Source organism: Bacillus sp. DC4300-2b2 (assembly GCF_049895685.1).
GTDB lineage: Bacteria > Bacillota > Bacilli > Bacillales > Bacillaceae > Bacillus > Bacillus safensis.
In genome coordinates this window covers 43,111-69,881 of the sequence record NZ_JAFCSW010000007.1, presented here as the reverse complement: position 1 = coordinate 69,881, position 26,771 = coordinate 43,111, and the positions used below count along the sequence as shown (strand labels likewise).

Annotated in this window: 25 protein-coding genes, 7 tRNA genes and 1 pseudogene; 8 read left to right on the top strand and 25 right to left on the bottom strand. The window is 37.7% G+C overall.

The annotated features are described in order from the left end of the window. Positions 1 to 56 precede the first annotated feature (56 nt). A complete protein-coding gene (locus ACP69X_RS17830; protein ID WP_426052942.1) occupies positions 57 to 950 on the top strand; it encodes an alpha/beta fold hydrolase in 894 nt (297 codons plus the stop codon). Positions 951 to 1,186: 236 nt separating this feature from the next. Here the strand turns inward: ACP69X_RS17830 and ACP69X_RS17825 are convergent, their stop codons facing one another. The 5 genes from ACP69X_RS17825 to ACP69X_RS17805 form a co-directional block, all read right to left on the bottom strand. Beyond that, positions 1,187 to 2,335 (bottom strand): type II asparaginase, encoded by a 1,149-nt coding sequence (locus tag ACP69X_RS17825; protein ID WP_426052941.1) that lies wholly within the window; start codon positions 2,333 to 2,335, stop codon positions 1,187 to 1,189. A 379-nt stretch (positions 2,336 to 2,714) separates the two neighbouring features. Then, positions 2,715 to 3,476, bottom strand: a complete 762-nt coding sequence (locus tag ACP69X_RS17820) for an SDR family NAD(P)-dependent oxidoreductase (protein WP_426052940.1) — start codon at positions 3,474 to 3,476, stop codon at positions 2,715 to 2,717. Between the two features lie 112 nt (positions 3,477 to 3,588). Continuing rightward, the gene (locus ACP69X_RS17815) at positions 3,589 to 3,966 is read right to left on the bottom strand and encodes an MmcQ/YjbR family DNA-binding protein (protein WP_426052939.1); all 378 of its coding nucleotides are present in this window, start codon (positions 3,964 to 3,966) and stop codon (positions 3,589 to 3,591) included. 155 nt (positions 3,967 to 4,121) lie between these two features. Beyond that, a complete protein-coding gene (locus tag ACP69X_RS17810) occupies positions 4,122 to 5,015 on the bottom strand; it encodes an alpha/beta hydrolase (protein WP_426052938.1) in 894 nt (297 codons plus the stop codon). Between the two features lie 283 nt (positions 5,016 to 5,298). Next, a complete protein-coding gene (locus ACP69X_RS17805; protein WP_426052937.1) occupies positions 5,299 to 6,180 on the bottom strand; it encodes a LysR family transcriptional regulator in 882 nt (293 codons plus the stop codon). A gap of 393 nt (positions 6,181 to 6,573) precedes the next feature. Here ACP69X_RS17805 and ACP69X_RS17800 point away from each other — a divergent pair, with 393 nt between their 5' ends. After that, the gene (locus tag ACP69X_RS17800) at positions 6,574 to 7,629 is read left to right on the top strand and encodes an ornithine cyclodeaminase family protein (protein ID WP_426052936.1); all 1,056 of its coding nucleotides are present in this window, start codon (positions 6,574 to 6,576) and stop codon (positions 7,627 to 7,629) included. Between the two features lie 99 nt (positions 7,630 to 7,728). Next, complete coding sequence (locus ACP69X_RS17795) at positions 7,729 to 8,862, top strand: aminotransferase (RefSeq protein ID WP_426052935.1); 1,134 nt, start codon at positions 7,729 to 7,731, stop codon at positions 8,860 to 8,862. 291 nt (positions 8,863 to 9,153) lie between these two features. Here ACP69X_RS17795 and ACP69X_RS17790 read toward each other — a convergent pair whose 3' ends face one another. Both ACP69X_RS17790 and ACP69X_RS17785 read right to left on the bottom strand, forming a co-directional pair. Continuing rightward, complete coding sequence (locus tag ACP69X_RS17790) at positions 9,154 to 10,593, bottom strand: DHA2 family efflux MFS transporter permease subunit (protein WP_426052934.1); 1,440 nt, start codon at positions 10,591 to 10,593, stop codon at positions 9,154 to 9,156. A gap of 79 nt (positions 10,594 to 10,672) precedes the next feature. After that, entirely contained in the window at positions 10,673 to 11,248 is a 576-nt protein-coding gene (locus ACP69X_RS17785) for a TetR/AcrR family transcriptional regulator (RefSeq protein ID WP_175579070.1), read from the bottom strand. A gap of 269 nt (positions 11,249 to 11,517) precedes the next feature. On the opposite strand from ACP69X_RS17785, the gene bglS reads away from it, so the two are divergent. Next, entirely contained in the window at positions 11,518 to 12,246 is a 729-nt protein-coding gene (gene bglS, locus ACP69X_RS17780; protein WP_041089240.1) for a beta-glucanase, read from the top strand. A gap of 43 nt (positions 12,247 to 12,289) precedes the next feature. On the opposite strand, the gene ACP69X_RS17775 is transcribed toward bglS, so the two are convergent. Next, the gene (locus ACP69X_RS17775; protein WP_248351600.1) at positions 12,290 to 12,691 is read right to left on the bottom strand and encodes a MerR family transcriptional regulator; all 402 of its coding nucleotides are present in this window, start codon (positions 12,689 to 12,691) and stop codon (positions 12,290 to 12,292) included. A 218-nt stretch (positions 12,692 to 12,909) separates the two neighbouring features. On the opposite strand from ACP69X_RS17775, the gene ACP69X_RS17770 reads away from it, so the two are divergent. Continuing rightward, positions 12,910 to 13,959 carry an NAD(P)-dependent alcohol dehydrogenase gene (locus tag ACP69X_RS17770; RefSeq protein ID WP_248351599.1) on the top strand — a complete coding sequence of 350 codons (1,050 nt, stop codon included), beginning with the start codon at positions 12,910 to 12,912 and terminating at the stop codon, positions 13,957 to 13,959. Positions 13,960 to 14,312: 353 nt separating this feature from the next. Then, positions 14,313 to 14,774 (top strand): CarD family transcriptional regulator, encoded by a 462-nt coding sequence (locus tag ACP69X_RS17765; RefSeq protein WP_248351598.1) that lies wholly within the window; start codon positions 14,313 to 14,315, stop codon positions 14,772 to 14,774. Between the two features lie 274 nt (positions 14,775 to 15,048). Here ACP69X_RS17765 and ACP69X_RS17760 read toward each other — a convergent pair whose 3' ends face one another. From ACP69X_RS17760 to ACP69X_RS17720, 9 genes are all read right to left on the bottom strand, one after another. Then, positions 15,049 to 15,252 carry a cold-shock protein gene (locus ACP69X_RS17760; protein ID WP_003214229.1) on the bottom strand — a complete coding sequence of 68 codons (204 nt, stop codon included), beginning with the start codon at positions 15,250 to 15,252 and terminating at the stop codon, positions 15,049 to 15,051. Between the two features lie 618 nt (positions 15,253 to 15,870). Next, positions 15,871 to 16,884 carry an NADP-dependent oxidoreductase gene (locus tag ACP69X_RS17755; RefSeq protein WP_248351597.1) on the bottom strand — a complete coding sequence of 338 codons (1,014 nt, stop codon included), beginning with the start codon at positions 16,882 to 16,884 and terminating at the stop codon, positions 15,871 to 15,873. 243 nt (positions 16,885 to 17,127) lie between these two features. After that, on the bottom strand, positions 17,128 to 17,877 hold the full coding sequence (locus ACP69X_RS17750) for an SDR family NAD(P)-dependent oxidoreductase (protein ID WP_248351596.1): 750 nt from the start codon (positions 17,875 to 17,877) through the stop codon (positions 17,128 to 17,130). Between the two features lie 182 nt (positions 17,878 to 18,059). Continuing rightward, on the bottom strand, positions 18,060 to 18,845 hold the full coding sequence (locus tag ACP69X_RS17745; RefSeq protein ID WP_426052933.1) for an SDR family NAD(P)-dependent oxidoreductase: 786 nt from the start codon (positions 18,843 to 18,845) through the stop codon (positions 18,060 to 18,062). 166 nt (positions 18,846 to 19,011) lie between these two features. Further along, positions 19,012 to 20,070 carry an alkene reductase gene (locus ACP69X_RS17740; protein ID WP_426052932.1) on the bottom strand — a complete coding sequence of 353 codons (1,059 nt, stop codon included), beginning with the start codon at positions 20,068 to 20,070 and terminating at the stop codon, positions 19,012 to 19,014. Between the two features lie 14 nt (positions 20,071 to 20,084). Then, positions 20,085 to 20,933, bottom strand: coding sequence for an alpha/beta fold hydrolase (locus ACP69X_RS17735; RefSeq protein ID WP_426052931.1), 849 nt, complete (start codon positions 20,931 to 20,933; stop codon positions 20,085 to 20,087). 80 nt (positions 20,934 to 21,013) lie between these two features. Continuing rightward, entirely contained in the window at positions 21,014 to 21,589 is a 576-nt protein-coding gene (locus ACP69X_RS17730) for a TetR/AcrR family transcriptional regulator (RefSeq protein ID WP_248351592.1), read from the bottom strand. A 643-nt stretch (positions 21,590 to 22,232) separates the two neighbouring features. Beyond that, positions 22,233 to 23,759 (bottom strand): ATP-binding protein, encoded by a 1,527-nt coding sequence (locus ACP69X_RS17725; protein ID WP_426052930.1) that lies wholly within the window; start codon positions 23,757 to 23,759, stop codon positions 22,233 to 22,235. Between the two features lie 96 nt (positions 23,760 to 23,855). Beyond that, complete coding sequence (locus ACP69X_RS17720) at positions 23,856 to 23,999, bottom strand: hypothetical protein (RefSeq protein WP_426052929.1); 144 nt, start codon at positions 23,997 to 23,999, stop codon at positions 23,856 to 23,858. A gap of 547 nt (positions 24,000 to 24,546) precedes the next feature. On the opposite strand from ACP69X_RS17720, the gene ACP69X_RS17715 reads away from it, so the two are divergent. Further along, on the top strand, positions 24,547 to 24,891 hold the full coding sequence (locus ACP69X_RS17715) for a hypothetical protein (RefSeq protein WP_426052928.1): 345 nt from the start codon (positions 24,547 to 24,549) through the stop codon (positions 24,889 to 24,891). Positions 24,892 to 25,117: 226 nt separating this feature from the next. Then, entirely contained in the window at positions 25,118 to 25,675 is a 558-nt protein-coding gene (locus ACP69X_RS17710; protein WP_426052927.1) for a hypothetical protein, read from the top strand. Positions 25,676 to 25,755: 80 nt separating this feature from the next. Here the strand turns inward: ACP69X_RS17710 and ACP69X_RS17705 are convergent. From ACP69X_RS17705 to ACP69X_RS17670, 8 genes and pseudogenes are all read right to left on the bottom strand, one after another. Beyond that, positions 25,756 to 25,851 (bottom strand): annotated as a pseudogene (locus ACP69X_RS17705) (hypothetical protein); the annotation flags it as partial. A gap of 103 nt (positions 25,852 to 25,954) precedes the next feature. Continuing rightward, positions 25,955 to 26,038, bottom strand: a tRNA-Leu gene (locus ACP69X_RS17700). 48 nt (positions 26,039 to 26,086) lie between these two features. Beyond that, positions 26,087 to 26,169, bottom strand: a tRNA-Leu gene (locus ACP69X_RS17695). 7 nt (positions 26,170 to 26,176) lie between these two features. Beyond that, positions 26,177 to 26,252, bottom strand: a tRNA-Lys gene (locus tag ACP69X_RS17690). Between the two features lie 31 nt (positions 26,253 to 26,283). Further along, positions 26,284 to 26,358: transfer RNA gene (locus ACP69X_RS17685), tRNA-Gln, on the bottom strand. Between the two features lie 20 nt (positions 26,359 to 26,378). Next, a tRNA-Glu gene (locus ACP69X_RS17680) sits at positions 26,379 to 26,450 on the bottom strand. A 9-nt stretch (positions 26,451 to 26,459) separates the two neighbouring features. Then, positions 26,460 to 26,550, bottom strand: a tRNA-Ser gene (locus tag ACP69X_RS17675). A gap of 4 nt (positions 26,551 to 26,554) precedes the next feature. Further along, positions 26,555 to 26,629 (bottom strand) — tRNA-Asn (locus ACP69X_RS17670). Positions 26,630 to 26,771 lie beyond the last annotated feature (142 nt).

The window sequence follows — 26,771 nt, the reverse complement described above, 5'->3', positions numbered from 1 at the left end:
TACGGTGTTTCTCTCATCAACATTTAAGCTAGGTAAACTATTAAGGGGATGAAAATATGAAAAGCATTCATTTACAAGATGGCCGTCACATCGGTTTGACTCAATACGGTGATCTTGAGGGGTTTCCAGTATTCTTTTTTCATGGAACACCTGGATCAAGAGTGATGTTTTTAGATGATGATCCAATCTCTCAAGAGCTCGGCATTCGTCTCATCTGTTTGGATCGACCTGGATTTGGTTTATCTACCCCTCTACCTGACCGTACAATTTTAGACTGGGCAAAAGACGTGCTGGAAGTGGCAGATGATTTTGGCATTCAACATTTTTCAGTGATGGGTGTATCTGGAGGCGGCGCATTCGCTGCTGGTTGTGCCTATCAATTGCCAGATCGCGTCCTTTCAGCTGCTCTGATCTCAAGTACAACTCCTTTTCAGAACGGGAAACCGCCTAAAAGCATGCTGAAAGAAAACAAATTGGCTTTTTTCCTTAGTAAGAAGTTTCCTTGGCTATTGAAAGCAAGCTATCGTTCCCAGAAGAAAATGATTGAGAACAAACCAGAGAAATTTAAGAATCTGGCCAAAAACGGGAACAAGCATTTACATCCGTGGGATCGGCAATTCCTTCAAACCGATGAGCAGTTAGAGATGATGATGACACATTTACATGAAGCGACTCGTCAATCGGTGGATGAATGTATTCGTGAACCCATTTTACTTTCGAAGCCATGGGCATTCGATATGAAAGATATTCAAATCCCTGTTGATGTCTGGCATGGAAAAGAAGATACGATGGCTCCATTTGTAGAAATAGAAAAAATAGCTCGGGCGATTCCAAACGTCAAAACCCATTATATAGATCAAGCGGGGCACTTTCTTACAGATGTAGACGATATTTGGCGAGATATTTTACTCTCTTTAAAGGAGCGTGCTGAACCTCAGGATCATGCTTAAAAAAAGACCCGATATTACTCGGGTCTTTTAAATTGTTGACAAAGGGCTAAAATAATTTTTATTTTAGCTCTTTGTCTTCTTTTCAGCGTGATAGAAAACCTTTGAAGTCTAGGAAGGACGAGCACTGGCGCAGAGCGAATTTGACATTCGTGAGCACCAGCGCGCAGGACTGACAAAGAATGCGAGGGTTTGTCTACACGCTGAAAGACCCGATATTACTCGGGTCTTTTTCTTCATCAATACTGTTCATAATACCTCTGCACTTTATCCGGATCTTTTGTCTTCGTGAGTGCCAGCATGAGCAGAATGCGTGCTTTTTGCGGGTTTAATGAATCAGACGACACAAAGTGATGTTCATCATCCGTTTTTTCGTGGGTGACAATTCCATTACCCGTTCGGCTTGATCGCACGAGAACCACATCTTTTTTCACTGCATCTGTTGCTCCTTTGATGGCTTCTGTTGACATCGTTCCATTTCCTGCTGCGGCTACGACAATCCCTTTCGCTCCTGCTTTTACTGCAGCATCATACATATATTTTTGATCATTTTGATAGCCGTATAAAATATCGACTTGCGGCAATTCTTTTATCTTCGATACATCAAATTCGCTTTCAGTCGTATGTTTTCTTGTCGGTTCGTTATAAAAGGACACCACTTCACCAGCAACTTCTCCGATGTATCCTTGCTCAAGTGACTTGAAGGCATCAGTTGTGGTCGTGTTTGTTTTCGTAACAAATCGAGCTGATGCAATTCGGTCATTTAATGTGACCATGACCCCTTTGCCCTTTGCTTCTTTGGCTGATGCAATTTTCACCGCATGATACAAGTTAAGCGGACCATCCGCACTAATTGCCGATGCTGGTCTCATTGAGCCAACGACCACCACAGGCTTATTACTTTTGACAACCAGATGTAAGAAGTAAGCTGTTTCTTCAAGTGTATCTGTTCCATGCGTGATGACAATGCCATCCACTTGATCATCTTTTAATAGTTCATTCACTCGCTTGGCTAATTTTAAAAGAAGAGCGTTATCAACATTTTCACTGCCCACATTCGCAACCTGCTCACCGGTGACATTTGCAATATCCTTCAGCTGTGGAACTGAAGCAATGACTTTATCAATGCCAAGTGAACCAGATTTATAGCCCGTCGTATCTGTATCACTGTCTGAACTGCCAGCAATCGTCCCACCTGTGGCTAATACCTTAATATTTGATAAGGACTTATTCCCTGTTTCAACCGCATTGTTTTTCTCTTTTGTTTCATTGGATGCGTTTTCTTTTTCGCTTTGAGTATTCTCTTGAGTGCCTGTGTTCGCACAAGCTGCTGTCACTAGTAATAAAACAGAAAGAAGGACAGCACCTAACCATTTTGTCATGTTCATTGGATCATCTCTTTTCCTCATTTGATGGATTTCATGGCTAAATCTCTTTCTATAGGCTTTACTTTATACCATACCTTCATTCATCGGCATGAGGCTAAAGATATAGAACCAATTTAAGGTAAAAAGGGGCATTATATTAAAGATTTATTCAATTCTTAATACCTAAATTTGCTGTAATTAAATTGAGTATTGAAAGAAAATTAGATAAAGCGTGTATATCTCTTTCTTATCAAATATTGGTATCCATTTTGAGCGATTTTCGCAGGACGTACAATGTTTATGTTACATAAATCACCAGATCTCCTCTGATGCTTGACCGCACAGTCAATCATGCCAAAAAAAAAAATCACTGAGGATATCTACCTCAGTGATGGAATCTTTATTTCATAACTGTACCAGCGTGTGAAAGGATTGGATCTTTCAATTCAAATTCGAATGTCTTTCCGTCCACAATACCGACTGTTTTTTCACTGTCATAAAGCTCAAGCATACAAGCAGCCATTTCTTTTGATGTATGATATTTCTTGAAATTGCCTTCATATTCAAATTCGTCTACATCCAATGAACGCTTTGCAAATTCTGATTCTGTCGCGGATGGCGCTAATACTTTTGCCTGTAATTTGGCTCCTTTTCCTTTCAACTCTAGGGCCAGCCCTTCTGTAAAGGCGCTCACGTAAAACTTCGTTGCTGAATAGGTGACAGCATTACCGACGACTGTATAGCCTGCTCGTGAAGAAATGTTAATCAGCTGCGCTCCCTCTACATGCTCATAATCACGAACAAATAAGGTGGATAGAATCGTTAATGCTTCGATATTCAGATGAAGCATGTCCCCAATTTTACTTAAATCTTGTTCTCCTATAGAGCCAAAGTGACCAAACCCTGCATTATTTATAAACGTATCCAGCTCATAATCTGACAATGATTCATAAAATGAATACACTTGCTCTATGTTTGTTAAATCGACTGACTGTATGACTACCTTGATATCGGGATATTGATCATGAATCTTTTTCTTCAATTCTTGGAGTTTATCGAGCCGGCGTGCAGCTAATATAAGATTTCCCCCTCGTGCTGCAAAGGCAAGAGCCGCCTCATATCCAATACCTGAGCTTGCTCCTGTAATGACTGTATAGCCCATTTTATATCCCCCTATTCGTGTCTTCTTACTGGTTAAATTATAACGACAGCGTTTCGCTCAAGTCAATTTTGAAGAGAATCAAAGGGCATCATGTCAAACTTAGTACAGCTCCTCAGTCACTTCCTTTTGAATCATTTTGGAGGATGTCATGTTGAGATTTTTTTGTTAATTTTTGAAAAACCAATTGGTAGGAATGTTCGATTAGCTCCTCTATAAATGAGGATGGAATGTCTGCATCAAGATAAATGGAATTCCAATGAGTCTTATTCATATAGTAGCCAGGAATAATTCCTTCATGCATCTCTCTTAGTTCTTCAGCACGATGAGGATCACATTTTAAAGTGATGACAGGCTTTCGGTTAGCATCTCCCCCCATCATAGCAAACATCTTTCCGCCGATATGATAACGATCTGCCTGCCACTCAGGTTGATAATCATGGGTTGTTCCTTTTAAAGAAAGACAAAATGCCTGTAGCTGTTCTTTTTTCATTTCATTAGCTCCTTTTTTAGAAATCATCTATTTTCTCTATTATATCGACAATGAGGAAAGATATCTGACGCTTTTTTTCAGTAACAATAATAAAAGCACAGGCCCATTGTCTCCTGTGCTTTTGAATCATGTGTTTTTGAATCACTCTACTTTTCTTATTCAAACGCCTTCTTTAGTTGATCCCCCATCAAATGCCAAGCTTCTTCAGCTATGGCTAAATCTCCGGCGTGCGTGAAGCCGTGTGGAACTCCTTTAAATTGTTTATACGTGACGTCTATCCCAGCTTCTTTTAACTTGGCAGCATATTGCTCAGCTTCTTCAGCCAGCGAATCCTTCTCTGCTGTGATGACGAGAGCTGGAGGCATTTGTGCCAAGGATGAACGATCTGCAAAAACCGGAGAAACGAGCGGATTGCGCGGATCTTGGCCTTGCAGATAGAAGGAATTAAAGAGTCTCGCCAATTCAACTGGAATCGCTTCTTCAAACGCTGGCTTTTGTGCTGGATCAGTGGCTAGATCAAGCGGCGGATAATCAAGCACCTGATAAACAATTGGGAGTGTATTTCCTTTTTGAATATTCAATAGACAAGCAGCCGTTGCCAAATTTCCTCCTGCACTATGTCCGCCAACGGCTAATGCAGTCCGATCGATTTGAAGCTCATCAGGATGTTCATACAGCCACTTCAGTACATCGTAGCATTCATGAAGAGCGGCTGGGAAAGGGTGCTCAGGTGCAAGCTGATACTCAACATTGACCACGATACATTGCGCCCGGTCTGCAATGACTGGACACCATGGATTATCCATTTCAGCACTGCCCATGATAAATCCTCCACCATGTAAATTCACAAAAACAGGAAGCGGCTGCTTTGATGTGTTCACTGGCTTAAACACCCACACCTTTGTTTCGCCAGCACTTGTTGGAATGTCATATTCCATTTTGTTCACATCAGGAGGATTTACTGGCTTTAGTTCCGATTGACTCGCTAATGAACCTTCAGATGGCTGGCGTAATGAAGCAGCGATTTTGATTTGTTCTTCTAAGTTCATGATCTCAGACTCCTATCTTATTCATTTCTTCTTAACTCATTCGTTCCTATTTCCTCTTTTCCTTCTACTGAATCAGCAGCACCTTACTGGAATAATCAAAATAAAAAAGAGAAGACATTGAAGAAGGTAGACGTTTATTAGCTAAACTAATCAATAAAGCTAAGTAACGCACTGAATTTAACACACGATACTAAGAGAATGAAAAAAGAAGAAAACGAGTTTTCCATGTTCAATGTAAACGTGGAAACTCGTTTTTATATTACGCAAAAAACCTAAAATACGATCAATCTGTAACTGCAAACCAAGTTTCTTTGAGCAATTCACAGAAAGATTGAATGGTTGGTCCTTCTGAACGACTTTTTAAATATACGACAGATGTTTCAATTGGTTTTTCACAATAATGCAAAGGGATAAGAATACCCTCTGCTAATTCTTCTTTAATCATATTTTCACCAAGCAAGGCGATTCCGGTTTTATTTAAAACTGCCCGCCTAATCGTTTCATCACTTCCCCCGCATTCAATGATAGAAGATGGACGGGTGTTAATTTCAGAAAAACACTGCTCTGTAATTGAGCTAAAACCGCAATGTTCATGATAAGCGAGAAACGGAAAGGATTCTATAATCTCTTCTTTAGAACGGTTTTTGGCAAGCTCGGCGGAGACAACCAACACCGCCTTTTCCCTTTCTAAAACAAACTTTTCTAATTCTGAGGAATCAACTTCTCCTGCAACAATCCCAATGTCTGCTTCATTATTTAAAATTTTATCAACAGCTATAAGGCTGTTTGCTGGCATGAGGCGCAGCTTAACTTGTTTATGCAATTTTGTATAAGAACTAAGCAGCAGGGAAAGGTGATTCGTACAATAATATTCTGAAGCTGTAACAGTTAGACTTCCGGAAGGACCATTTAACTCTTCCATGTCTCTTTCCATATATTCCATTAATTCAAATAATCTATCTGTATGCTGCTTTAATTTTTTTCCAGCAGGCGTCAAAAACGTTTTTTTTCCAATACGGGTGAATAGAGAATGGTTTAGTTCCCTTTCTAATACTTGAATTTGCAAAGTAATAGTGGGTTGAGTATATTTTAAGATCTTTGCAGCTTTGGTCATATTCAATTCATTGGCTACTACTTGAAAAGTTTTTAGATTTCTGAGTTCCATTTAACCTTCATCTCACTATCTATGTTTTTTATAGCCTACAAAAGCTCCTAACCAAAAGTATATAAAATAATCATCTTTCTCATAGGATATAAGGTTAACCATATAATCCCATAGACAAGATGCTCTGAAGAGAATAGCAATCAAATCATTATATCAAAAATTTTAACGGTAGAATCTAAAAGTTTGATAAGAATCATTCATTTTTTATTGGTAACTATTGAATTGCCTGATTTAAAACACCAATAAAAAACCATATCATCTCCTTACTCTTAAGGTTATGATATATCGCTAAAGTTTTCTAATGCATACTATTAAATTAATTAATTTTTAGCTTTTTTCATCCTGTGATAGATTGATAAAGAGCAGAACGAAGTAAGGGAAAGGGAGAATATTATGTACCCATTTAAAGTATTAAATCATGAAGATATCAAAGCTATTCTTGATATGAAAAATGTAATCGATATCGTAGAAAAAGCTTACGTGTTAAAAGAAAATAAAGAAGCTTCTTTATTCCCAATGGTGTTTCACGAGTTCGAACCTGGTAAAGCGGACATGGATATTAAATCAGGAGAATTGTCAGGAGCAGGCATTTTCGGTTTAAAGCTTGTTTCCTGGTTCGGTGACAACCCTTCTAAAAACTTACCTGCTGTTGTTGGTACTGTCTTAGTTCTTGACAGCCGTACAGGCCTTCCGATCGGTATCTTGAGCGGTGAGTATATGACCATGATGCGCACCGGAGCAGCTGGTGGAATTGGAGCTAAATATTTAGCAAGAAAAGATTCAGAAGAATTGCTTATGGTAGGATCAGGTCATGTTGCAGCTTATCAAATCTTAGCTGTTTTAATGACAATGAACCATATCAAAAGAGTTCGAGTGTATAATGCTCATTCATTTGACCGAGCTGGTCAGTTTTGTGCAGACATCAAAGGCAAGTTAAAAGAGCTGTTAGCTCAAACTAAAGAACAAAACCCGGAAGTTTATGTAGAAATGCTTCAAAAGATAGAGATTGAGTATACGCCGGTTAATGATATTGAATCAGCTACGAGAAATGCAGATATTATTATTACGGCTACTCCAGCACGCCAACCAATTATTCTAAAAGAATGGGTAATGCCGGGTACTCATTTTTCGTGTGTGGGTGCAGACATGGCAGGAAAACAGGAAATTGATGAAAATATTTTAACTGATGCTCGCATATTCGTTGATGACCATGAACAGTCTGTTACGGTAGGAGAATTTGAAACTGCATTCAAAAAAGGCATCATCGCAAAAGATAGCATCATTTCGGAAATTGGAGGAGTGATTACAAATCAAGCACCAGGACGCATTTCTCCAGAAGATATCACGGTTTTTGACAGTACAGGCATCTCTCTTCAAGATCTATTGACAGCGAGCTATGTTCTAGAACAGGCAGAAGAAAAACAAATTGGGATGTCGACAAAGCTGTAACTGATCGATAGCCTTTTAAATAAGCAGATTTTAGAAAGTATTCTTTACCAAAAGACTACGTATCAAAAAATAAATAATACTTACAAAGGAGTTAATCGGATGAATATTAAAACATTTGCTGTAGAACATTGGATGAATTTATACGAGCAAGAGGCCGTTTATAATATTGCGGAAACATGTGTTGAATCTTTCACTGTAAATGAGTTGATTGGAATCGACGGCACAAATCCGGCAGATTTTTTCAATGAAGTCGGAAAGAAAAAATTAACATACGGACATATTGAAGGATCTCCAGAGTTTAAAAGCTTAGTATCTGGCCTGTATGAGACAGTTGAAGCTGATAATGTACTTGTCATGAATGGAGCAATTGGTGCAAACTTCTTAGTGCTCTATTCTCTTATTGAGCCAGGAGATCATGTAATTGCTGTACACCCAACATACCAGCAGTTATATGATGTGCCTGCTTCATTTGGCGCGGATGTAGATTTGCTGCCATTGAGACCAGAAAATAACTTCCTGCCGGATCTAAACGAATTAAAGTCTCTGATTAACGAAAAAACAAAATTGATTATTATCAACAATCCGAATAATCCTTCAGGTGCTATTATTGAGAGAGAAATGCTTGAAGAGATTGTAGAAATTGCACGCTCATGTGATGCTTACTTGCTGTGCGATGAAGTATACAGAAACCTATTACAGGAAGATAACCTTGTTGTGCCATCTGTTGCTGATTTATATGAAAAAGGAATCAGTACATCAAGTATGTCAAAAGTATTTTCATTAGCCGGATTGCGCCTTGGCTGGATTGCAGGTCCAAGTGATGTGATCGCTGAATGCATAAAACACCGTGATTACACAACAATCAGCTGTGGTGTGCTTGACGATATGTTAGCCGTTCATGCTCTTAAAAACTACGACAAAGTCCTAGGGAGAAGCCGCAAAATTATCAAAGATAATCTGGCTATTTTAGATGAGTGGGTTCAAAACGAACCTTCAATCTCCTACGTAAAGCCACGTGCAGGCACAACATCTATGCTGAAATACGATTACCCTGTTTCATCAGAAGAATTTTGCGTTGACCTATTTAAAACGAATGGCACATTCTTAACGCCAGGTTCTTGCTTTGATATGGAAGGATATGTTCGTATCGGTTACGCATGTTCAACAGATGTATTAAAAGCAGGTCTTGAGAAATTCTCTGAATATTTGCGTACCCTTAAAGTAAATAGCTGATTAACAACCATTAAGATAGATATTTGGAATATCTGATCGTACAAAAAACCGAACTGCCAATAATGGTTAGTTCGGTTTTTTATAAAGTGAATAAGGGATATTTAAAACCCTTAAAAAAACATTGAAATAACTTATCAGATTATCTCACATCATTAATTTCAATAGTTACCATTATGTACGACTCTTTTTTTTTCATTTATTTTCATATTTAATGACATTATTATTTGATGAAAGACTAATTTATTGAAAAAAAGCACTGCGGCGCTATGTCCTCAGTGCTTTTCATTTCTCTTATGATACTTGCTGTTCTACCTTCACTCGTTTAATGAAGAAAGCAATAATCAATCCAATGACGGTCATGATCACGGCAAAGATAAATGCATGCTGGACACCATTTGTAAAGGCGAGCAGCTTATTCATCGGATTTGCGGGATCAGACACATTTTCCATAAAGCTGCGGGTTCCTGATGAAAGGATCGAGATACCGATTGCAGTACCAATGGCTCCTGCCACCTGCTGCAATGTATTCATAATCGCTGTACCATGCGGATATAGCTCTGGCGGCAGCTGATTCAATCCATTGGTTTGAGCAGGCATCATGATCATCGCGATTCCGATCATTAAGGTAATATGAAGGGTTACAATGAATCCAATCGACGTATTCACACTTAGATTCGTAAAGCCAAACATCGTCGCTGCGACAATGACAAGACCTGGAATGACAAGCCATTTTGGACCAAACTTATCAAATAGACCCCCCATGATTGGAGATAGCAGTCCGTTGATAATTCCACCTGGCAATAGCATTAAACCTGCTGTAAATGTAGAAAGCGCCAAGGACGTTTGCAGATACAATGGCAAAATCATCATAGCAGACAGCATCACCATCATACACACTAAAATCAGAAGTAGCCCAATGACAAACATCGGATATTTAAACGGGCTTAAGTTCAGCATTGGTTCTTTCATGTTTAGCTGTCTTAAGGAGAACACGAGAATCCCTATGACACCAACTACAATTGCAACGATGACATGCACACTGCTCCAGCCGCCGCCTTCCCCAGCACTGCTAAAGCCATATACTATTCCACCGAAACCTATGGTTGAAAGCACAATTGATAAGATGTCGATTTTCGGTCTTGTTGGTTCTGTAATATTTTGCATAAAGATATAACCAAATACGAGTGCAGCAATTAATAAAGGAAGTGAAATCCAGAAAATCCAATGCCAAGTCAACGATTTCAGAATAAGACCAGAGACGGTCGGGCCGACAGCTGGTGCAAACATGATCACAAGACCAATAATCCCCATTGATCTGCCTCGTTTATGAGGTGGAATGATGACCAAAATCGTATTAAACATCAATGGCAGAAGCAATGCTGTACCGACTGCCTGCACGACACGTGCTACCATTAAAATACTAAAGACCGGCGCAACCGCCGCAATAAATGTTCCGATGATCGAAAAGACGAGCGATGTAATGAAAAGCTGTCTTGTCGTAAACCATTGAAGAATGAGTCCTGAAATCGGTACGAGAATACCAAGTGTTAATAAATATCCTGTTGTCAGCCACTGAGCAGTCGTCGCTTCAATTCCAAAGTCTAACGTTAAACTTCTCAGCGCCATGTTTAATGCCGTTTCACTGAACAGACCAATAAATCCAGCTGTGATAAAAGAAATAATAATGGGCAGCGTTCGAATTTCAGAAGCTGCTGCTTTCTGTTTGTTCATATTAAGTTGGCTCCTTTTCTTTTTCAATTTAGATGAACCTTAGGAAGTCAGGGTGGTCAGAAATGAGCCACTTTAATGTCTATTGAAAGACGGATAAAATCTGTTTTTCTGCAGCAAATTGAGCTATTCTTTCGATTGAATAGCCAGATTCATGTATATAAAACATGAGCTCAGGCGTCATTGGAGAGGACATACATAACGTTGTCAATTCTATATCCTGTATGTTCGCTTCTCCCTTTTCTCTCGCTTCCTCGAGCAAATCACGAATGATTTGTCTGAGTGATTGACTGTAATGACTCTCATACACTTTACTTGTCTGCTCTAAATTCCCAGAGATTGTGAGCATCCGAATCCAGTCTAGATGGTGACCGACGATCAGATGAATTTCTTCGAGAACATAGCGCAAACGTTCACGGACCGGCTGATCACTTATTTTGCTCAAGTAAAGATGCAAAGCTGGGATCAGCTGTTCAAATCTCTCCCCAAGGATAGAAAGGCACAGATCACTTTTATTGGCGTAGCGGCGGTAAAGAGTGCCCTGCCCAACTCCAGCTGTTTTCGCAATTTTATGCATGCTGACATTTTCTACACCAAATTCTTGAAACAAGGAGAATGCGATCTCTTCAATTTCCTCCCCAATATCCTTTTCCACCATGCTCACCTTCTTTACCTTCATCCACATGACACTTATCTCTATGTGTTAAATCAAAACACTTTAGGTTTTTCTTAGGACAATTGTCCCGATATTATCTTACGGACAACTGTCCGCAATGTCAATCATTATTTTTTACTTATGATCCTTCTTTCAATTCTATTAAATAATGCACACTGTTTATCATTATTTAGACCGATTTTCCCTTTTGAAAGAATCATGTATGATCAATAAAGAAAGCGCTTCCACAAAAAGGAGAGGAGAATGCGAATATGTACCGTATGAAACGAATGTTGATGCTGGTTGTCACTGGATTAGTCTTGAGTTTGTCCACATTTACTGTGGGTGCCTCGGCACAAACGGGTGGATCGTTTTATGAACCTTTTAACAACTATAATACGGGGTTATGGCAAAAAGCCGATGGATACTCGAATGGAAACATGTTTAACTGTACGTGGCGTGCAAATAATGTGTCTATGACCTCAGCAGGTGAAATGCGTTTATCGCTCACAAGTCCCTCCTATAACAAGTTTGACTGCGGAGAAAACCGCTCCGTTCAAACATACGGCTATGGGTTATATGAAGTCAACATGAAGCCCGCCAAAAATGTGGGGATCGTCTCTTCTTTCTTCACTTATACGGGACCGACTGATGGCACGCCTTGGGATGAGATTGACATTGAATTTCTAGGAAAAGATACGACAAAGGTACAGTTTAACTACTATACCAATGGTGTAGGAAATCATGAAAAGATCGTCAACCTTGGTTTCGATGCAGCGAACTCTTATCACACGTATGCATTTGACTGGCAGCCAAACTCCATCAAATGGTATGTCGATGGACAATTAAAGCATACCGCCACCACACAAATTCCTCAAACACCAGGGAAAATTATGATGAACCTGTGGAATGGTGCAGGTGTCGATGAATGGCTTGGTTCCTACAACGGTGTTACACCACTCCACGCACATTATAACTGGGTGCGTTACACAAAAAGATAACTCTATCAAAAAAACCTGTGACTTGTCACAGGTTTTTCTTCGTTTAATTAGAATGGGTTTTCAGCTGATGAGCGAGTTTTTTCTCATGATTGTGGATAATATCTTCATAACTTTCTATTTTGAAATCCAATCGTTTAATGGTCTCTTCGATTTCCTTTTGTTTTTGGACGAGTCTTTCTCGTTCATTGACCAAAATGTTTTTTCGCGAAGATAACGTATGATCATCATCCTCAAAAAATAAGGCTGTATATTCTCTAAGCGCATCAATCGAGAGCCCTGCATTTCTCATACACTTGATAAATTCAATCCATTGAAGATCATCCTCTGTATAATCACGAATCCCATGATCGTCACGTTTGATCTGCCTAATCAAACCAATATTTTCGTAATATCTAAGTGTCGCAGTGGATAAATCGAGCTGTTTTGCTGCTTGTGCTATTTTCATTGTGCCCTCCTTCTTTCCCTTACCTTCCGTTCTCCCTTTCCTCATCATCTCCATTTTGAAAAAGAAAGCAAGATGCTTTTGGCTCAATTCTCGATTCAAGAATGTTGTAAAAGCCTGAATTTGTTATTACAGAAGGTTTTCTGTTGACTTATAGTTCACTTTAAGAAGTACAGTATAGAAGAAAGAATCGAATCTTATTTTTGAAAGGATGATCAAGAATGTGTCAGACGCACCAATCAAATGTTTTAAGTGTTTCACACGCAAAAGCGAATTTTGAACGGACGACCATTGAACGAAGAGCGCTTCGTCCACATGATATTTTAATTGATATTCAATTTAGCGGGATCTGTCATTCAGATATCCACAGCGCTTTTGATGAATGGGGCGGCGGCATTTTCCCGATGGTTCCTGGTCATGAGATTACTGGGGTCGTTGCAGCTGTAGGGGATGATGTGACGAAGTTTCAGATCGGAGACCGTGTAGGCGTTGGCTGTTTTGTGGATTCCTGCGGCACCTGTGAATATTGTCAAAATGGAGACGAGCAGTATTGCACGAAAGGGGTCGTGCAAACGTATAACAGCCGTGACTATGACGGGGAACCGACTTATGGCGGCTACAGTCAAAAAATTGTCGTGACTGAACGATTTGTCGTCAGCATTCCTGATCAACTGCCTCTTGATGCCGCAAGCCCTCTTCTCTGTGCTGGCATTACAACTTATTCTCCATTAAAGCACTGGAAGGCAGGCCCTGGCAAAAAGGTTGCCATCGTCGGAATGGGTGGACTCGGCCATGTTGCCATTCAATTCGCGAGTGCTCTGGGCGCTGATGTGACGGTATTGAGCCGCTCTTTGAATAAAAAAGAAGAAGCACTATCATTTGGCGCAAAAGACTATTTTGCTACAAGTGATCCTGAAACGTTTCAGACACTAGCCGGTCAGTATGACCTCATTCTCAATACGGTCTCTGCCAACATTAATGTGGATGCCTATCTGTCCTTACTCCGTGTAGATGGGACCTTGGTGAACGTCGGTGCACCGCCTAAACCGGATCAATTCCACGTCTTTTCATTAATTTCCGGCCGCCGCAGCATAGCTGGTTCACTCGTTGGCGGCATCCAAGAAACACAAGAAATGCTCGATTTCGCAGCTGCCCACAACATCGCACCACAAATTGAAGTCATCAACGCGAATCAAGTTGATGAAGCGTATGAGCGGGTGCTGAAAAGTGATGTGCGTTACCGGTTTGTGATTGATATTTCGACGTTATGATCGGATCCTATTTTGAAAGACTAGCTCAATGGCTGGTCTTTTTATATTTCAGTTATTTAACACGATGTCCTCATAAACAGCTGTTTACGTTTAAATGATTGGATGATGGATATAAAAGCTGAAATGTTAGAGGTGTTCTGTGGATATCCTGCTTTCCTTATTGCGAGGATATGTTCAAAAATGATGGAGAATAAAAAATAATCACATCTAAAATTTTTTCAAAATAATCTCTCTTTTTTTAGAACTAAATTTATTGACAACAAATAAATAAACATGTTATTATTAAAAATTTGATTATTTAACCCCTAAGTGTGGTACCCTTAAAGTAGATACATTATATGGAGGTGGATGATATGTTTCAAATTGGTGATAACATTGTTTATCCAATGCACGGAGCAGGTATAATTGAAGCCATAGAAGAAAAAGAATTCTCTGATGAAAAACAACAGTATTATGTGATTAAAATGTCAATCAGTCATATGAAAGTGATGATTCCGACACGGAAAATGTCGGGTTCACGTATTAGACCTGTTACAGATATACTGGCATTAAACAATGTGATGCACATTTTCCAGCATGGCAAATCAGATCAATTACTGACATGGAAAGAACGGCATACAATTAACACAAACAAAATAAAAACGGGTAACATCCAAGAAGGTGCTGAAGTTGTACGTGATCTGATGCGTATGAAGAAAGAGAAAGCACTCAATGCAAGTGAAAAGAAAATGCTGGATGACGCCCATGAGTTTTTGCTTAGTGAATTAGAAGTCATCAAAGGGATTACAGAAAAGCAAATCAAAAGTTTCTGTTAAGAACCTCTTCCACGCTCACCATTTTTGAATACATGTTCTCTACGAACATTTCCACCCTGCAATTTATTAAAAAAAAGAATTTATTTAGGCAAATTCCGCATATTGTAAATCCAATATGCTATACTGTTGATAAACCTTTGAAGCATGAATTTTTTTACGATTACCTTGTAACATCTCCCTACTTGTACGCTGAGTAGGGTTTTTTATTGAAAAAATACGTGAAAGCATAAAAAAACAGGCTCTCTACAGAGAACCTGTTTTAAAAGAATGAAGATTAAGCAGTTTTTTGAACGTTAGCAGCTTGAGCTCCACGAGAACCTTGCTCTACGTCAAATGTTACTTTTTGACCTTCGTCTAAAGATTTGAATCCGTCACCTTGGATAGCTGAGAAATGTACGAATACATCGTCGCCTTCTTCACGTTCGATAAATCCAAAACCTTTTTCTGCGTTAAACCATTTTACTGTACCTTGTTCCATGTTTGTTGCCTCCTCGTGCGTATACCACACAATGTATTATACTATCCTTGCCCAAAGTATCCTCAAGACGAAAAGTCTTTCTTCATGCTATCCTTTACGCCGAACAAAAATAATTATTCTTATTGTAGCATGAATCGGAAATAATTGCAATTTAGGATTTAAAAGAGCACCACGCATGCTATGGTAACACAAATATAGTTAGGCATATAAATTTTACGAAAAATACTGTCACCCCATTTTTTCAAGTATCTTCAGAATTGAATTCGATTCGGAGTTGAACTCTTTGAACATGGGAAATTACGTTTACTAAAAGAGATATTAAACGAAACACTAAACCAAAAAGAGACCATTAATGAATTCAGCATATATCATTATTTATTATGGCAACTACCTTATATATGTTAGTGGGGATGTGATGGACATCATCTCTAATGACCAACATCTAATATACAATTTAAAAAGTCAATATCAAGAAGTGTATGACACTTACTATGAAAAGATAGATTAAACTAAGCACTTGATGCGAGTGCTTCTGATGACACTTCACTCCAAATGCTTAGCTTTTTAATCTATTCACTTTATAATTGCGTTCAAAATTCTTTACACTTCATTTCCCTTTTAAAAACGAACAATCACTTTCCCTTTCGGCCGTCCATTTGCGACTAGTTTTAGCGCTTCATTTACGCTTTCTATGGTGAATATGGTTGGATGAACTGCTGGCACAATATTGTTTTCTTCAATAATTTTTGCCACCTCTTTCAGTTGTTCACCGTCAGAACGAACGAAGATAAAACGATATTCCACGTTTTGTTTTTTGGCTTTGCGGTCATACTTTGCACCAGCAAGGGCAAATAATATTTGTTTCCACCGTGGGAAATTTCGATCTTTCCCGAATTGTTTATTTGGACCTGTCCGAAGTGAGAGTAACCTTCCACCCGGTTTGATTATACTCAATTCACGGTCAAATTCTTTAGGTCCCAATGTATCAATCACGTAATCCACATTCGACAACAATTCAACATAGTCTTCGGTTCTATAATCCAAATATTGAGATGAACCCATTTCCAAGGTGCGTTCGCGCGCCTCTGCACTGCCGCTAACAATGACGTGTAAGCCCATTGCTTTTGCGATTGGTACAGCCATTTGCCCAAAACTCCCTGATCCGCCTGGAATGAAAACAGTTTCTCCAGATTGTGCCTCAAGCTCTTCATGTAAGCCTTGATACGCTGTGAGTCCAGCAAGTGGTGCTGCAGCAGCTTCCACATAGGTTAAATTTTTCGGCATGAGGGCAATAGAACCAGCGTCAATTGCAGCATATTCTGCAAAGGCGCCAATCTTTTCTATAGGGAGACGTGTATAGATGACATCTCCTACGTGAAATTCTGTCACAGCTTTCCCGACTTTTTCGATCACTCCTGCCAATTCATTACCCAGCGTTAATGGGAATTCTCCATCTTGAATGAGTTTGACGCTTCCTGTCATTATTAACATTTCAAGTGGATTGACCGCCGCAGCTTTGACATTTACTAAGACTTCATTGTCAGCGATCTCTGGAATTGAAATGTCATTGATTTGTGCATGGAGATTTTTTGAGTACTTAGTGATCTGAGCTGCTTTCATGAGTGTTTTCATTTTTCATTAACACCCTTTCATAGAGTTGCTTTTATCATTTAAAATGTTTAATCGTTTAGGTGGAGGGAAACTTTTATTAGGATCAATCCATCACCTAAACCTTAAATACTTACAAAATTACCTTTTTCATCTGACAACCCCCTTTTAAGAACGATCATTCTTAAATGGTTGAAATCGATACTGCAAAATCTTTGTTTATCATTCTAATCGGTTACTTCGTTTTTCACATGTATTGTTAAGACACTAAACTCCTAGTATTGGGTAGATTTGATTTCTTAAGTTGAAATTATAGCTCTCATCTACAATACCTACGACTTTATCGTTATCATAAAGTTCCAGCATAAAACCAGCCATTTGCTTAGCTGTATGAAACATAGGGATAAAGTTTTTGTAATCAAATTCATCTACACCCTGAGCAGTTTTCTCAAATTCTGTTTCTGTCACTGCTGGTGCTAATACTTTCGCCTTCATTTTTGCACTTTTAAGCTCTAGTTCTTTTGCAAGCCCTTCTGTAAATGCACTTACAAAATATTTAGATGCAGAATAGGTAATACCACCAATATAAGTTGCATATCCAAGTGCAGAAGATACGTTAATTAATTGAGTTCCCTCTACATGAGAATAATCACGCACAAAAAGTGTAGAAAGGATTGTCAATGACTCGATATTAAGACGTAACATGGACTCTACTTTTTCTAAACTCTGATCCGATACAGAAGAAGATTCACCAAGACCAGCATTGTTAATCCACGTCTCAACTTGATATTCCTTTAAATTCTCATAAAGTTTATATGAGTTGGCTGTGTCAGATAAATCACTTGTACGAATGATCACATCTACATCTGAATGGATGTTCTGAATTTTTGATTTAAGCTCTTCCAATTTATCTAATCTTCTAGCCACAATAATTAGATTTTTGCCACGAGCAGCAAATGCTAATGCTGTTTCATATCCAATACCTGAGCTTGCTCCTGTAATAACTGTATACTTCATATCATTCTCTCCTCAAAATCATATTTTTAATTCATTAATCGATATGACACAACACGTATTTCTAGGTTTCTGTCTTTATAAAAGTCTCTGCAATTTTCCCAACAACCATTTATTCCATTTCTGGGTTTTGGCTAGAATGGCAGATCATAAAACACCCCCACTCCAAGTCACCCTCAATTAGGTCAATGCCCTGTTCTTTGCTGTGTGGATCTGACCATACGGGTTACCATTTTGCGTGGCATCAACCGCGGAAGGAATGCCATGAATCGGTTACGAGCACCTGGTATTATGAATGTCTTGCCGCGTAAGAAGCCTCGGTACCCTTCCTCAGCCACCTGCCCGGCCTCCATGATAGTACCACTCTGGAACAACTTCGATTCACCAATACCCGAACGATCAACGAAGCCGGTTGACGTAAGTCCCGGACATAGAGCCGTCACAGTCACTCCTGTGCCGCTCAACTCGTTCTCCAAAGCCTCGGTGAACGACAGCACGTACGCCTTCGTTGCGTAGTAAACCGACATCATAGGTCCCGGGAAAAAAGCCACCAACGAAGCCACATTCATAACGCCTCCTTGGCCCCGTTTGACCATATCCGGTAAGAACAGTTTCGTCATCACAGTCAAAGCCTTGATATTGACGTCAATCATATTCGTCTCTTGTTCTAACTGCGTCTCCAAGAATGTCCCGTACAAACCGAAGCCGGCATTATTGACAAGATAGTCGACAACGATCCCCTTCTCCTTGAGCTCAGCAAAAATCTCCGCCGGCACGCCGGGTGACGCCACATCCTTGGCGATGACCGCCGCTTGACTGCCATACCTTTTACGATATTCTTTTGCAAGTTCAAAAAGCTTACCCTCGCTACGCGCCACCAGTACTAAATTATATCCTCCCTTGGCAAAACGATCTGCCAACTCTTTTCCAATCCCACCAGATACTCCGGTGATAAGAACAGTTTTTTTCATTTTATAGCAAATCTCCATTTTTAGTTTAATTTTTACCATAGTCTGCTATCGCTAAAGCTTATTAAAATTCTCTATATTTTTTAACGCACATGTATCTTTTATAAAGAACCTAAGAAAAAAGGATATGACTATCCCTTCCCTAGATGGGATAGTCATATTAAATCAATTATTTTAAGAAAGGATAATCTGTATAACCTTCTTTTCCTCCTGCATAGAGCGTGTTTTTATCAGATTCGTTTAGGGGAGCACCTGATTTAATCCGTTCTACAAAGTCTGGATTAGCTAGTACCCAAGTGCCTACTGTGACAACATCTGCAATACCATTATCTACATCAGACGAAAGTTGATCTAGAGGACGACCTGGACGGTTAACAAGAAGTGATTGATCCCAAAGTTGACGTACATCTTTGAGGAATTGCTCGTTTCCAAAGTGCATTAAATGCAGATATGCTAGGTTAAGCTTATTTAATTCACTTATTAAATAGCGATACATCTCAAGACTATTTTCCCCCTCATCAATTCCTTGCAGTGTTCCTTGAGGAGAAAAACGAATACCTGTTCTTTCTGCTCCTATTTCATCAATAACTGCTTTAGCTACTTCAATTGCGAAACGAGAACGCCCCTCAATCGTACCACCGTATGCATCTTGACGATGATTGGAGTTTTCACTAAGGAATTGTTGGATCAAATAACCATTCGCTCCGTGAATTTCAACTCCGTCTGCACCTGCTTCAATTGCTGAACGTGCTGCTACACGAAACTCTTTGATAACATCTTTTATCTCAAGCTCACTTAGTTCTCTTGGTGTTGGAATTTCTTTCATTCCATCTGCCGTGAAAATTTCTACACCAGGTGCAATAGCTGACGGTGCAACTGCTTGGCGGTGGTGAGGTGTGTTATCAGGGTGTGATACACGTCCCACATGCATAAGCTGAATAAAAATATGACCGCCTTCACTATGAACTTTAGAAGTTACTTTTTTCCACCCTCTAATATGATTTTCTGTATAAATACCAGGTGTATTCGTGTAACCTTGCCCATCATCTGAAGGTTGGGTTCCTTCGCTTATAATTAAACCGACTGAAGCACGCTGACCATAGTACTCAGCTACTAAATCGCTCGGCGTACCATCTGGTAAAGCTCTATTTCTAGTCATCGGAGCCATACCTATACGGTTTTTTAATTCAATGTTTCCAATACGAACTTTTTCAAATAATCTGCTCATATGAATCCCCCTTTTTAATAAGAATTAGAATCAAGAAATAAATTTACGTGTTCTGCAAATAGTTCTGGAAATTGAAACAGATGCCCGTGACCAGAATCAGGATATATAATCAGCTGTGCTTTGGGTAATTTCTCTGCTAAGATGTAACTGTTTTTAGTCGGTACCATTACATCATTAACACCATTAGTAACAAGTACAGGGTGTTTGATGTTTTGTAACCATTCATAATCATGATTAGATTTTTGTTTAGCCCATTTTGCAATGGCTTGTAATTGTGCCTCTTTTACTTGTTCTGAACTGTTTACTTTTTTCTGATTAAAAATTCTTTGTAGTGAAGCCATTCCTGCAGATTTACTTGTTTCGGTTTGTGCGTAGAAAAAGAACATAAAATCATTTATTCCATCTTCTTCCGTTCCGCCGTGACGATTCATTCTTTCAAAAATCTCTGGATTTGGATTAATACCAGATTCAGGCGAAGTACCTGCCAAAATCATTTTTCTTACTAAATCTCCTTCTTGTAAAGCTAGCTCTTGTGCAACCATGCCACCAATGGAAAAACCAAGAATATCAACTTGTTCCAATCCAAGAGCTTTTATAAATGTTGCTGTATCTTTTGCCATATCAGCAATTGTAGTAGGCGTTAGTCCATCTGTCTCACCAACCCCTTTATTGTCAAATAAGATTACTGGGCGTTTATTTGCAATAGGTTCAAGCATGTCTGGATCCCAGTTTTCCATCGTTCCTCTAAAGTGAACAAGAAATACTAGTGGTATACCATCTTGTGTACCAAATTTTCTATATGCGTAACGAGTTCCATCTATTTCAACAAATTCTGATTCTGATGGTATATTAAATTTTGTCATTTTGTGTTCCTCCTTAGAATATGATGGTTTGTTTCATGATAATTTAGAATGATCGTTCTAAAATGAGTGGAAAAAGAAAGCTAGTCCAACACTGAAAGTGCTAGAGTAATGATGCCTTCTAATTCTTTTTTACTGTAATTAGTTTTTATAAGTACTCTTATACCTACCAAATTGTTGTGTAAAAAACGAGATATGTTCTGAGAATCGATTTCTTTTGATATCTCTCCACTAGTTTGGCCTCGTTTTATAAGGTTACTAAACATATCTTCAGTACGGTAAAACATTTTTGTAACGATGCGCCCAATTTCTTTGTCCAACAAAGATAATTCAATGGCTGCATTTACTGATAGACAACCTTTTGGGTATTGTTCAACGGCATTCAGTACAAAAATAAAAACATCACGTATCGCCTGTTTAAAGGATGAAGTGTTGCTAATGATACTTTCCATTTCATTGACGATGAGCTCTTCATAATAATTAAGGGAAGCTAAAAACAATGAACGCTTGTCACCAAATGTGTCATATATACTCCTGCGGTGTATCCCCATATGATCCACTAAATCTTGCATGGATGTTTTTTCATAGCCCTGTTCCCAGAAAAGCTTCATGGCTTTTCTTAATACTTCTTTTTCGTCGAACTCTTTACTTCTAGCCATTTTAATTCTCCTTAAAAAAATCAATGAACCAATACTAACAAAAACAAACGTCATAATCCATTATAGAATGAACGTTCTAAAATAAACACATGAATATCAAACCGTGATTAAATCATACCCTTTTTAGAACGATAAGTAAAGAATTATCAACAACCAATAATAACCAAAATTTAAGCTACCATCTTTTCAAACGGGATCGAAATTAATCATTTAGAAATGTTATTACCCATACTTATTATCAAATGCAAGAGAAGATTTTGAACTGGCAACTGTATTTTTAACTGGTTGTTGTTGAAGCAAGTACTTATGACGAAAAAAAGTAATTTTAACCAATGCTACAGTAATACCATTTTGCGAGAGAGTCTTCTCTCATGACCTTATGTTCTACATAAAAAAATAATACCAAAGATGGTTAAATCCTTGGTATTATTGGGATACAGCCGAGAGGACTTGAACCTCCACGGGTTATTCACCCACTAGGCCCTCAACCTAGAAAAAATGAAATACCTCTTACGAAAAGTTGATTATATTACAAAAAGAATACACTTTTTATATAAACACTTACTATTTCCATTAGAATATGGACAATAGATGGGCAATTTCACCTTAACAAATTTTATATTCTAATATAATTGATTGATTCTTAATTTTTACTTAATGTCTCCAAACAATAATTTAAGACTTCTTCGTTCTTTATAATAATTAGTTTCAACTTTTTTCTTGCCCTTGAAACATTTTGATATAACATTTTAGTCGGGTGATAATAAGGCTTGGATGCCCAACCCTTTGTGTCTAGATGCCCCCTATCATTATAATAAAAATATTCATCAATAACGGCAACAACATTATCAAATTCCTGACCAACAACTTTATGTGAATTCGGTATATTTCTTAACAAATATTCATCATATGGATACACTGTTCTACTAGATTCAGTAAAATTTATGACTTTCCAGTCTGTATCTCTAGATAAATAGGTCAAGTATTTTTTCGCCAATTCCACTTTCGAAAAATATTGTATATCTATGTTTGAGTATTCAACCTCAACAGCAGAGGATTGATCAAACAAACTTTGTATAAAAGAAGCTAATTCTTTATTGGTTCTTATTTTTGTAGTAAGTTTAAATGAAGTTTTTTTGTTTACTAATTTATCAATATGACTCGGGATATCTCTATCAATTTCAAAACCAGCTAAACACTGTTTTTTGTCAAACGAAAAAATGACCTTACTAGTCGAACCTTCCTTATTAATAAACTCAATAATCTCTTTAAATTGGTGCAAGTATATCCTTTGAACTTCATCCAATAGAATTACTTTATAATCATTTAAATTATAAGTAGCTAAATCCTTTATAGGAGCAACATTCCAACCTTCAGCTTGTAACTTTTCGTGGCCTTCGTTTATAACACCACAATGAAAAATTAGAACTGAATTATCTTTCTCTCTTAAATCTTTTATAATGTCATAAGCTAAAAGTGTTTTACCTGTACCTGCTCCTCCTTGAATTGAAAAATATTTATAGGACGTATTAAATATATAGTCAATTATTTGTTTTTTTATATTTATTTGATGGTCTGTTAAAAAATAATTATTATTAAGAAACTCTTTTGTTGAATTAAAAGGTGATACCAAATAGTTACTTGGATTAAACAAACCATTAATATCCTCATTGAAGAATTCTCCATTTTGAGATCCCAAGTTTAATCTAAGATCGTCTATAGTCACTTCTTCTAATTCGTGTTCGTGATTTAACTTATATAACTTTTCCTCATCTGCTACAAATGTATAGTTAATAACTTCTTCTCGTTTCAAGAATTCAAGATAATATTTATTTTCTATTAGTTGTTTTAACATTTTACTTCCGGTATTAGTACTCTTCAATTCTATGTTAATTATAGTCTGACTATTAATTCTCAATAAATCAAACTCTTTACTTATTTGAGGAATTGTATAACCCCAAAAAAAGTTTTCAAAGTTATTTATTGCTGTATTTTTACTAACTAAACACTTGATTAATTTTTGTATAGATGACCATTCAGTTTCTTTAACAGATTTTAATTCAATACCGAAATTTTTTAAATACAGATCAAGAAAATGATCATCTTCAAAATCTGCTTTTGCACAGGCAATTGACATTAGGTTGACATGTCTCATATTTTTTTCTCCCATTCATTTAATTCCATAATAATACACTTTCCTTCCAAATAAAAAAAGAGTCTAGACAAATAAAGTCTAGACTCTGCAATAATTCAATTTTTTTAGTGGTTAACTCCCTACCCGTTCAGCCAAGATCCTTAATTCTTTATTAAATGCTTTTTGTAAATAAATATCTTCACTTTTTGCTAAATTTCCTGAGATACCTATGCCCCCGACTATCATCAATGTCAAGATAATCATTTTTATTTTCATAAATAATTTCTCCTTTTTTAATTTCTGTTCGAGCTAGATTGACAATATGATAATAATCACTAGCCATTTCGAACCTTCCAACTCTTCTAAAGTATTCAGCTGCTTCTAATGCAAAGTCTTCAATATCACCATACATTTGCCTACTTTTAAAGAATGCAAAAACACTGGTCTAACAAAAACTTATCTTCTTTTATATATAGACCATGAAGAATATTAAATTTCGAAATATATTCAACATCATTATTCATTTGAGCCAAAGAAATACCCTTTGTCTCATAAACCTTAGCCTCAGTCCTTCTGTTATTTTTGCTTAAAACATGAGCCATATTAAATATTCTTACTACTCCTTTTTTAGATTATTTTTGAATTTCATGTCCAGAATAGAATACGTCAACATACATTACTCCTTCTCTTTGTTCACGAAAATTAACTTGGAATTGCACCTCTTTAAAATTGATCTATTCAGCTTCACAAACAATCCATATATTTCAAATATTTTACATGTTATGATGGATTTGTAACAAAACCAAACTTAGGGGGAAATATTATGAATAAACTTTACAAGGGATTAATTGTTTCAGTATTATCTATTTCTTCATTAGCTCTTCCAGCTTTAACAAACCATGCATCTGCCCAAGAACCTGCAAATAGTTACAATATAGCAAAGCCTACAAATGAAATTGGAACAGTCGATTTCCATATGTTAAGAAATTCAAATGTTGGATTGCTGTATGGCTATACAAGATGGGAAATCATCTCTGGCAGTCACCTTATTAGCATTAGTTCTAGTGGTGTCGTATCTTCTTACTCATCACTTGGCACGGCGTTGGTTTATGCCTATGATATAAACGATAACTACGTCATTTTTAAGATTACAGTTGAACCTCGATAATTTTTGTTTAGAGGGAGTGTCTATTCACTCCTTCTAAACTTTTTCTAATTACAGCGATTTTTAGAAACAAAAAAAGGAAAGTCTTTTGACTATCCTTAAAAACTCATATCCTCGATTCTTCGGAGGATTCCGGTAGGTAACTCAATAGAAATGCACTACTCTACAAAGTAATGTAATATTCTTCTTAATCATGATATGGAAATAATTCGAATATAGGAGTGGTTATATGTCTAATTTCTCTTTAGTTTTCAAACAGAATTCGTCTTCATTTTTTGAATCAAATGATGATTATTTAGCCAAAAGAGACACAACAACAACTCCCATAGAGATTTACCATACAAGTAAAGAGGTTAAATCTTTAGCTCAACTAATTGATATAAAAAATACTATGTCAGATAATAAACAGAACACAGTTTTTGAAATTAACAAAAATATGAAACTAACTTTAAACGAACTATTTTATTCTCTCGATTCACCTAACGAGATTAAATTTGAACCACGTGTCTATTATGGCCAAGCCCAATTTATAAATGAAAACGAACACGATATTATAAAGTTCACAACAGAACAACATCATAAGAATCACCCAAATGAAATCGTGACTGACACACCTTCAATTAAAATTTTCTCTTCTAACCTCAATAAATTTAGACACCTCAACGAATTAGTGAGTTATCTAAATACCGATAAAACTTTTACTTGTTATTATTTCGGATTTCCAAAACTAGACCGATTTATAAGATTCATACCTTACTTTTATAACAACCTGTTTATCGAGTATTAATAAGTTCTCTGCAATCATCAACGAGTTTCTATATATATAAGGTATATCCATATTTCAACATGGGGCATTAAATACTTTTAAATTAATAAAGGCACACCATTCCACTCAAAGTTTTTTATTAATCGAGAAATATCAAAGTGAACCAATTGTTCTCTCCAACATAAAAACATTGATAAAAAAAGTCCACTTACTTAAGATAAGTGGACAGATTTTGGACAGATTCATTTAGAAGTGATAAAAATAAAAAAACCAAAGGTCTACAACCTTTGGTTTCTTAGATGCGGCCGAGAGGACTTGAACCTCCACGGGTTATTCACCCACTAGGCCCTCAACCTAGCGCGTCTGCCATTCCGCCACGACCGCGTGTATGCTGTGCTCATATATTCATAAGTGCACTGTTTGAAAAAACAATGCGGGTGAAGGGACTTGAACCCCCACGTCATAAAGACACTAGATCCTAAGTCTAGCGCGTCTGCCAATTCCGCCACACCCGCGTGACAATGGTGAGCCATGAAGGACTCGAACCTTCGACCCTCTGATTAAAAGTCAGATGCTCTACCAACTGAGCTAATGGCTCATCTGCTATGCAGAAAAACATATATAAAAAATGGCTGGGCTAGCTGGATTCGAACCAACGCATGACGGAGTCAAAGTCCGTTGCCTTACCGCTTGGCTATAGCCCAACGAATCAAAAAACAAAACATGACCCGTACGGGATTCGAACCCGTGTTACCGCCGTGAAAGGGCGGTGTCTTAACCGCTTGACCAACGGGCCATACAATAATGGCGGAGAAGGAGGGATTTGAACCCTCGCGCCGCTTACGCGACCTACACCCTTAGCAGGGGCGCCTCTTCAGCCACTTGAGTACTTCTCCATTATGGCTCCGCAGGTAGGACTCGAACCTACGACCGATCGGTTAACAGCCGATAGCTCTACCACTGAGCTACTGCGGAATAATAAGACATGTTTCATTATATCTATGCCAGAAAAATGTGTCAAGAATTTTTAAGTGTTTCATTCCTGTCTCATTAGCGACGGCTTTTATAATTTAACATATACTAATATAACAGTCAAGCCTTTCTTCCTTCCTTTTTG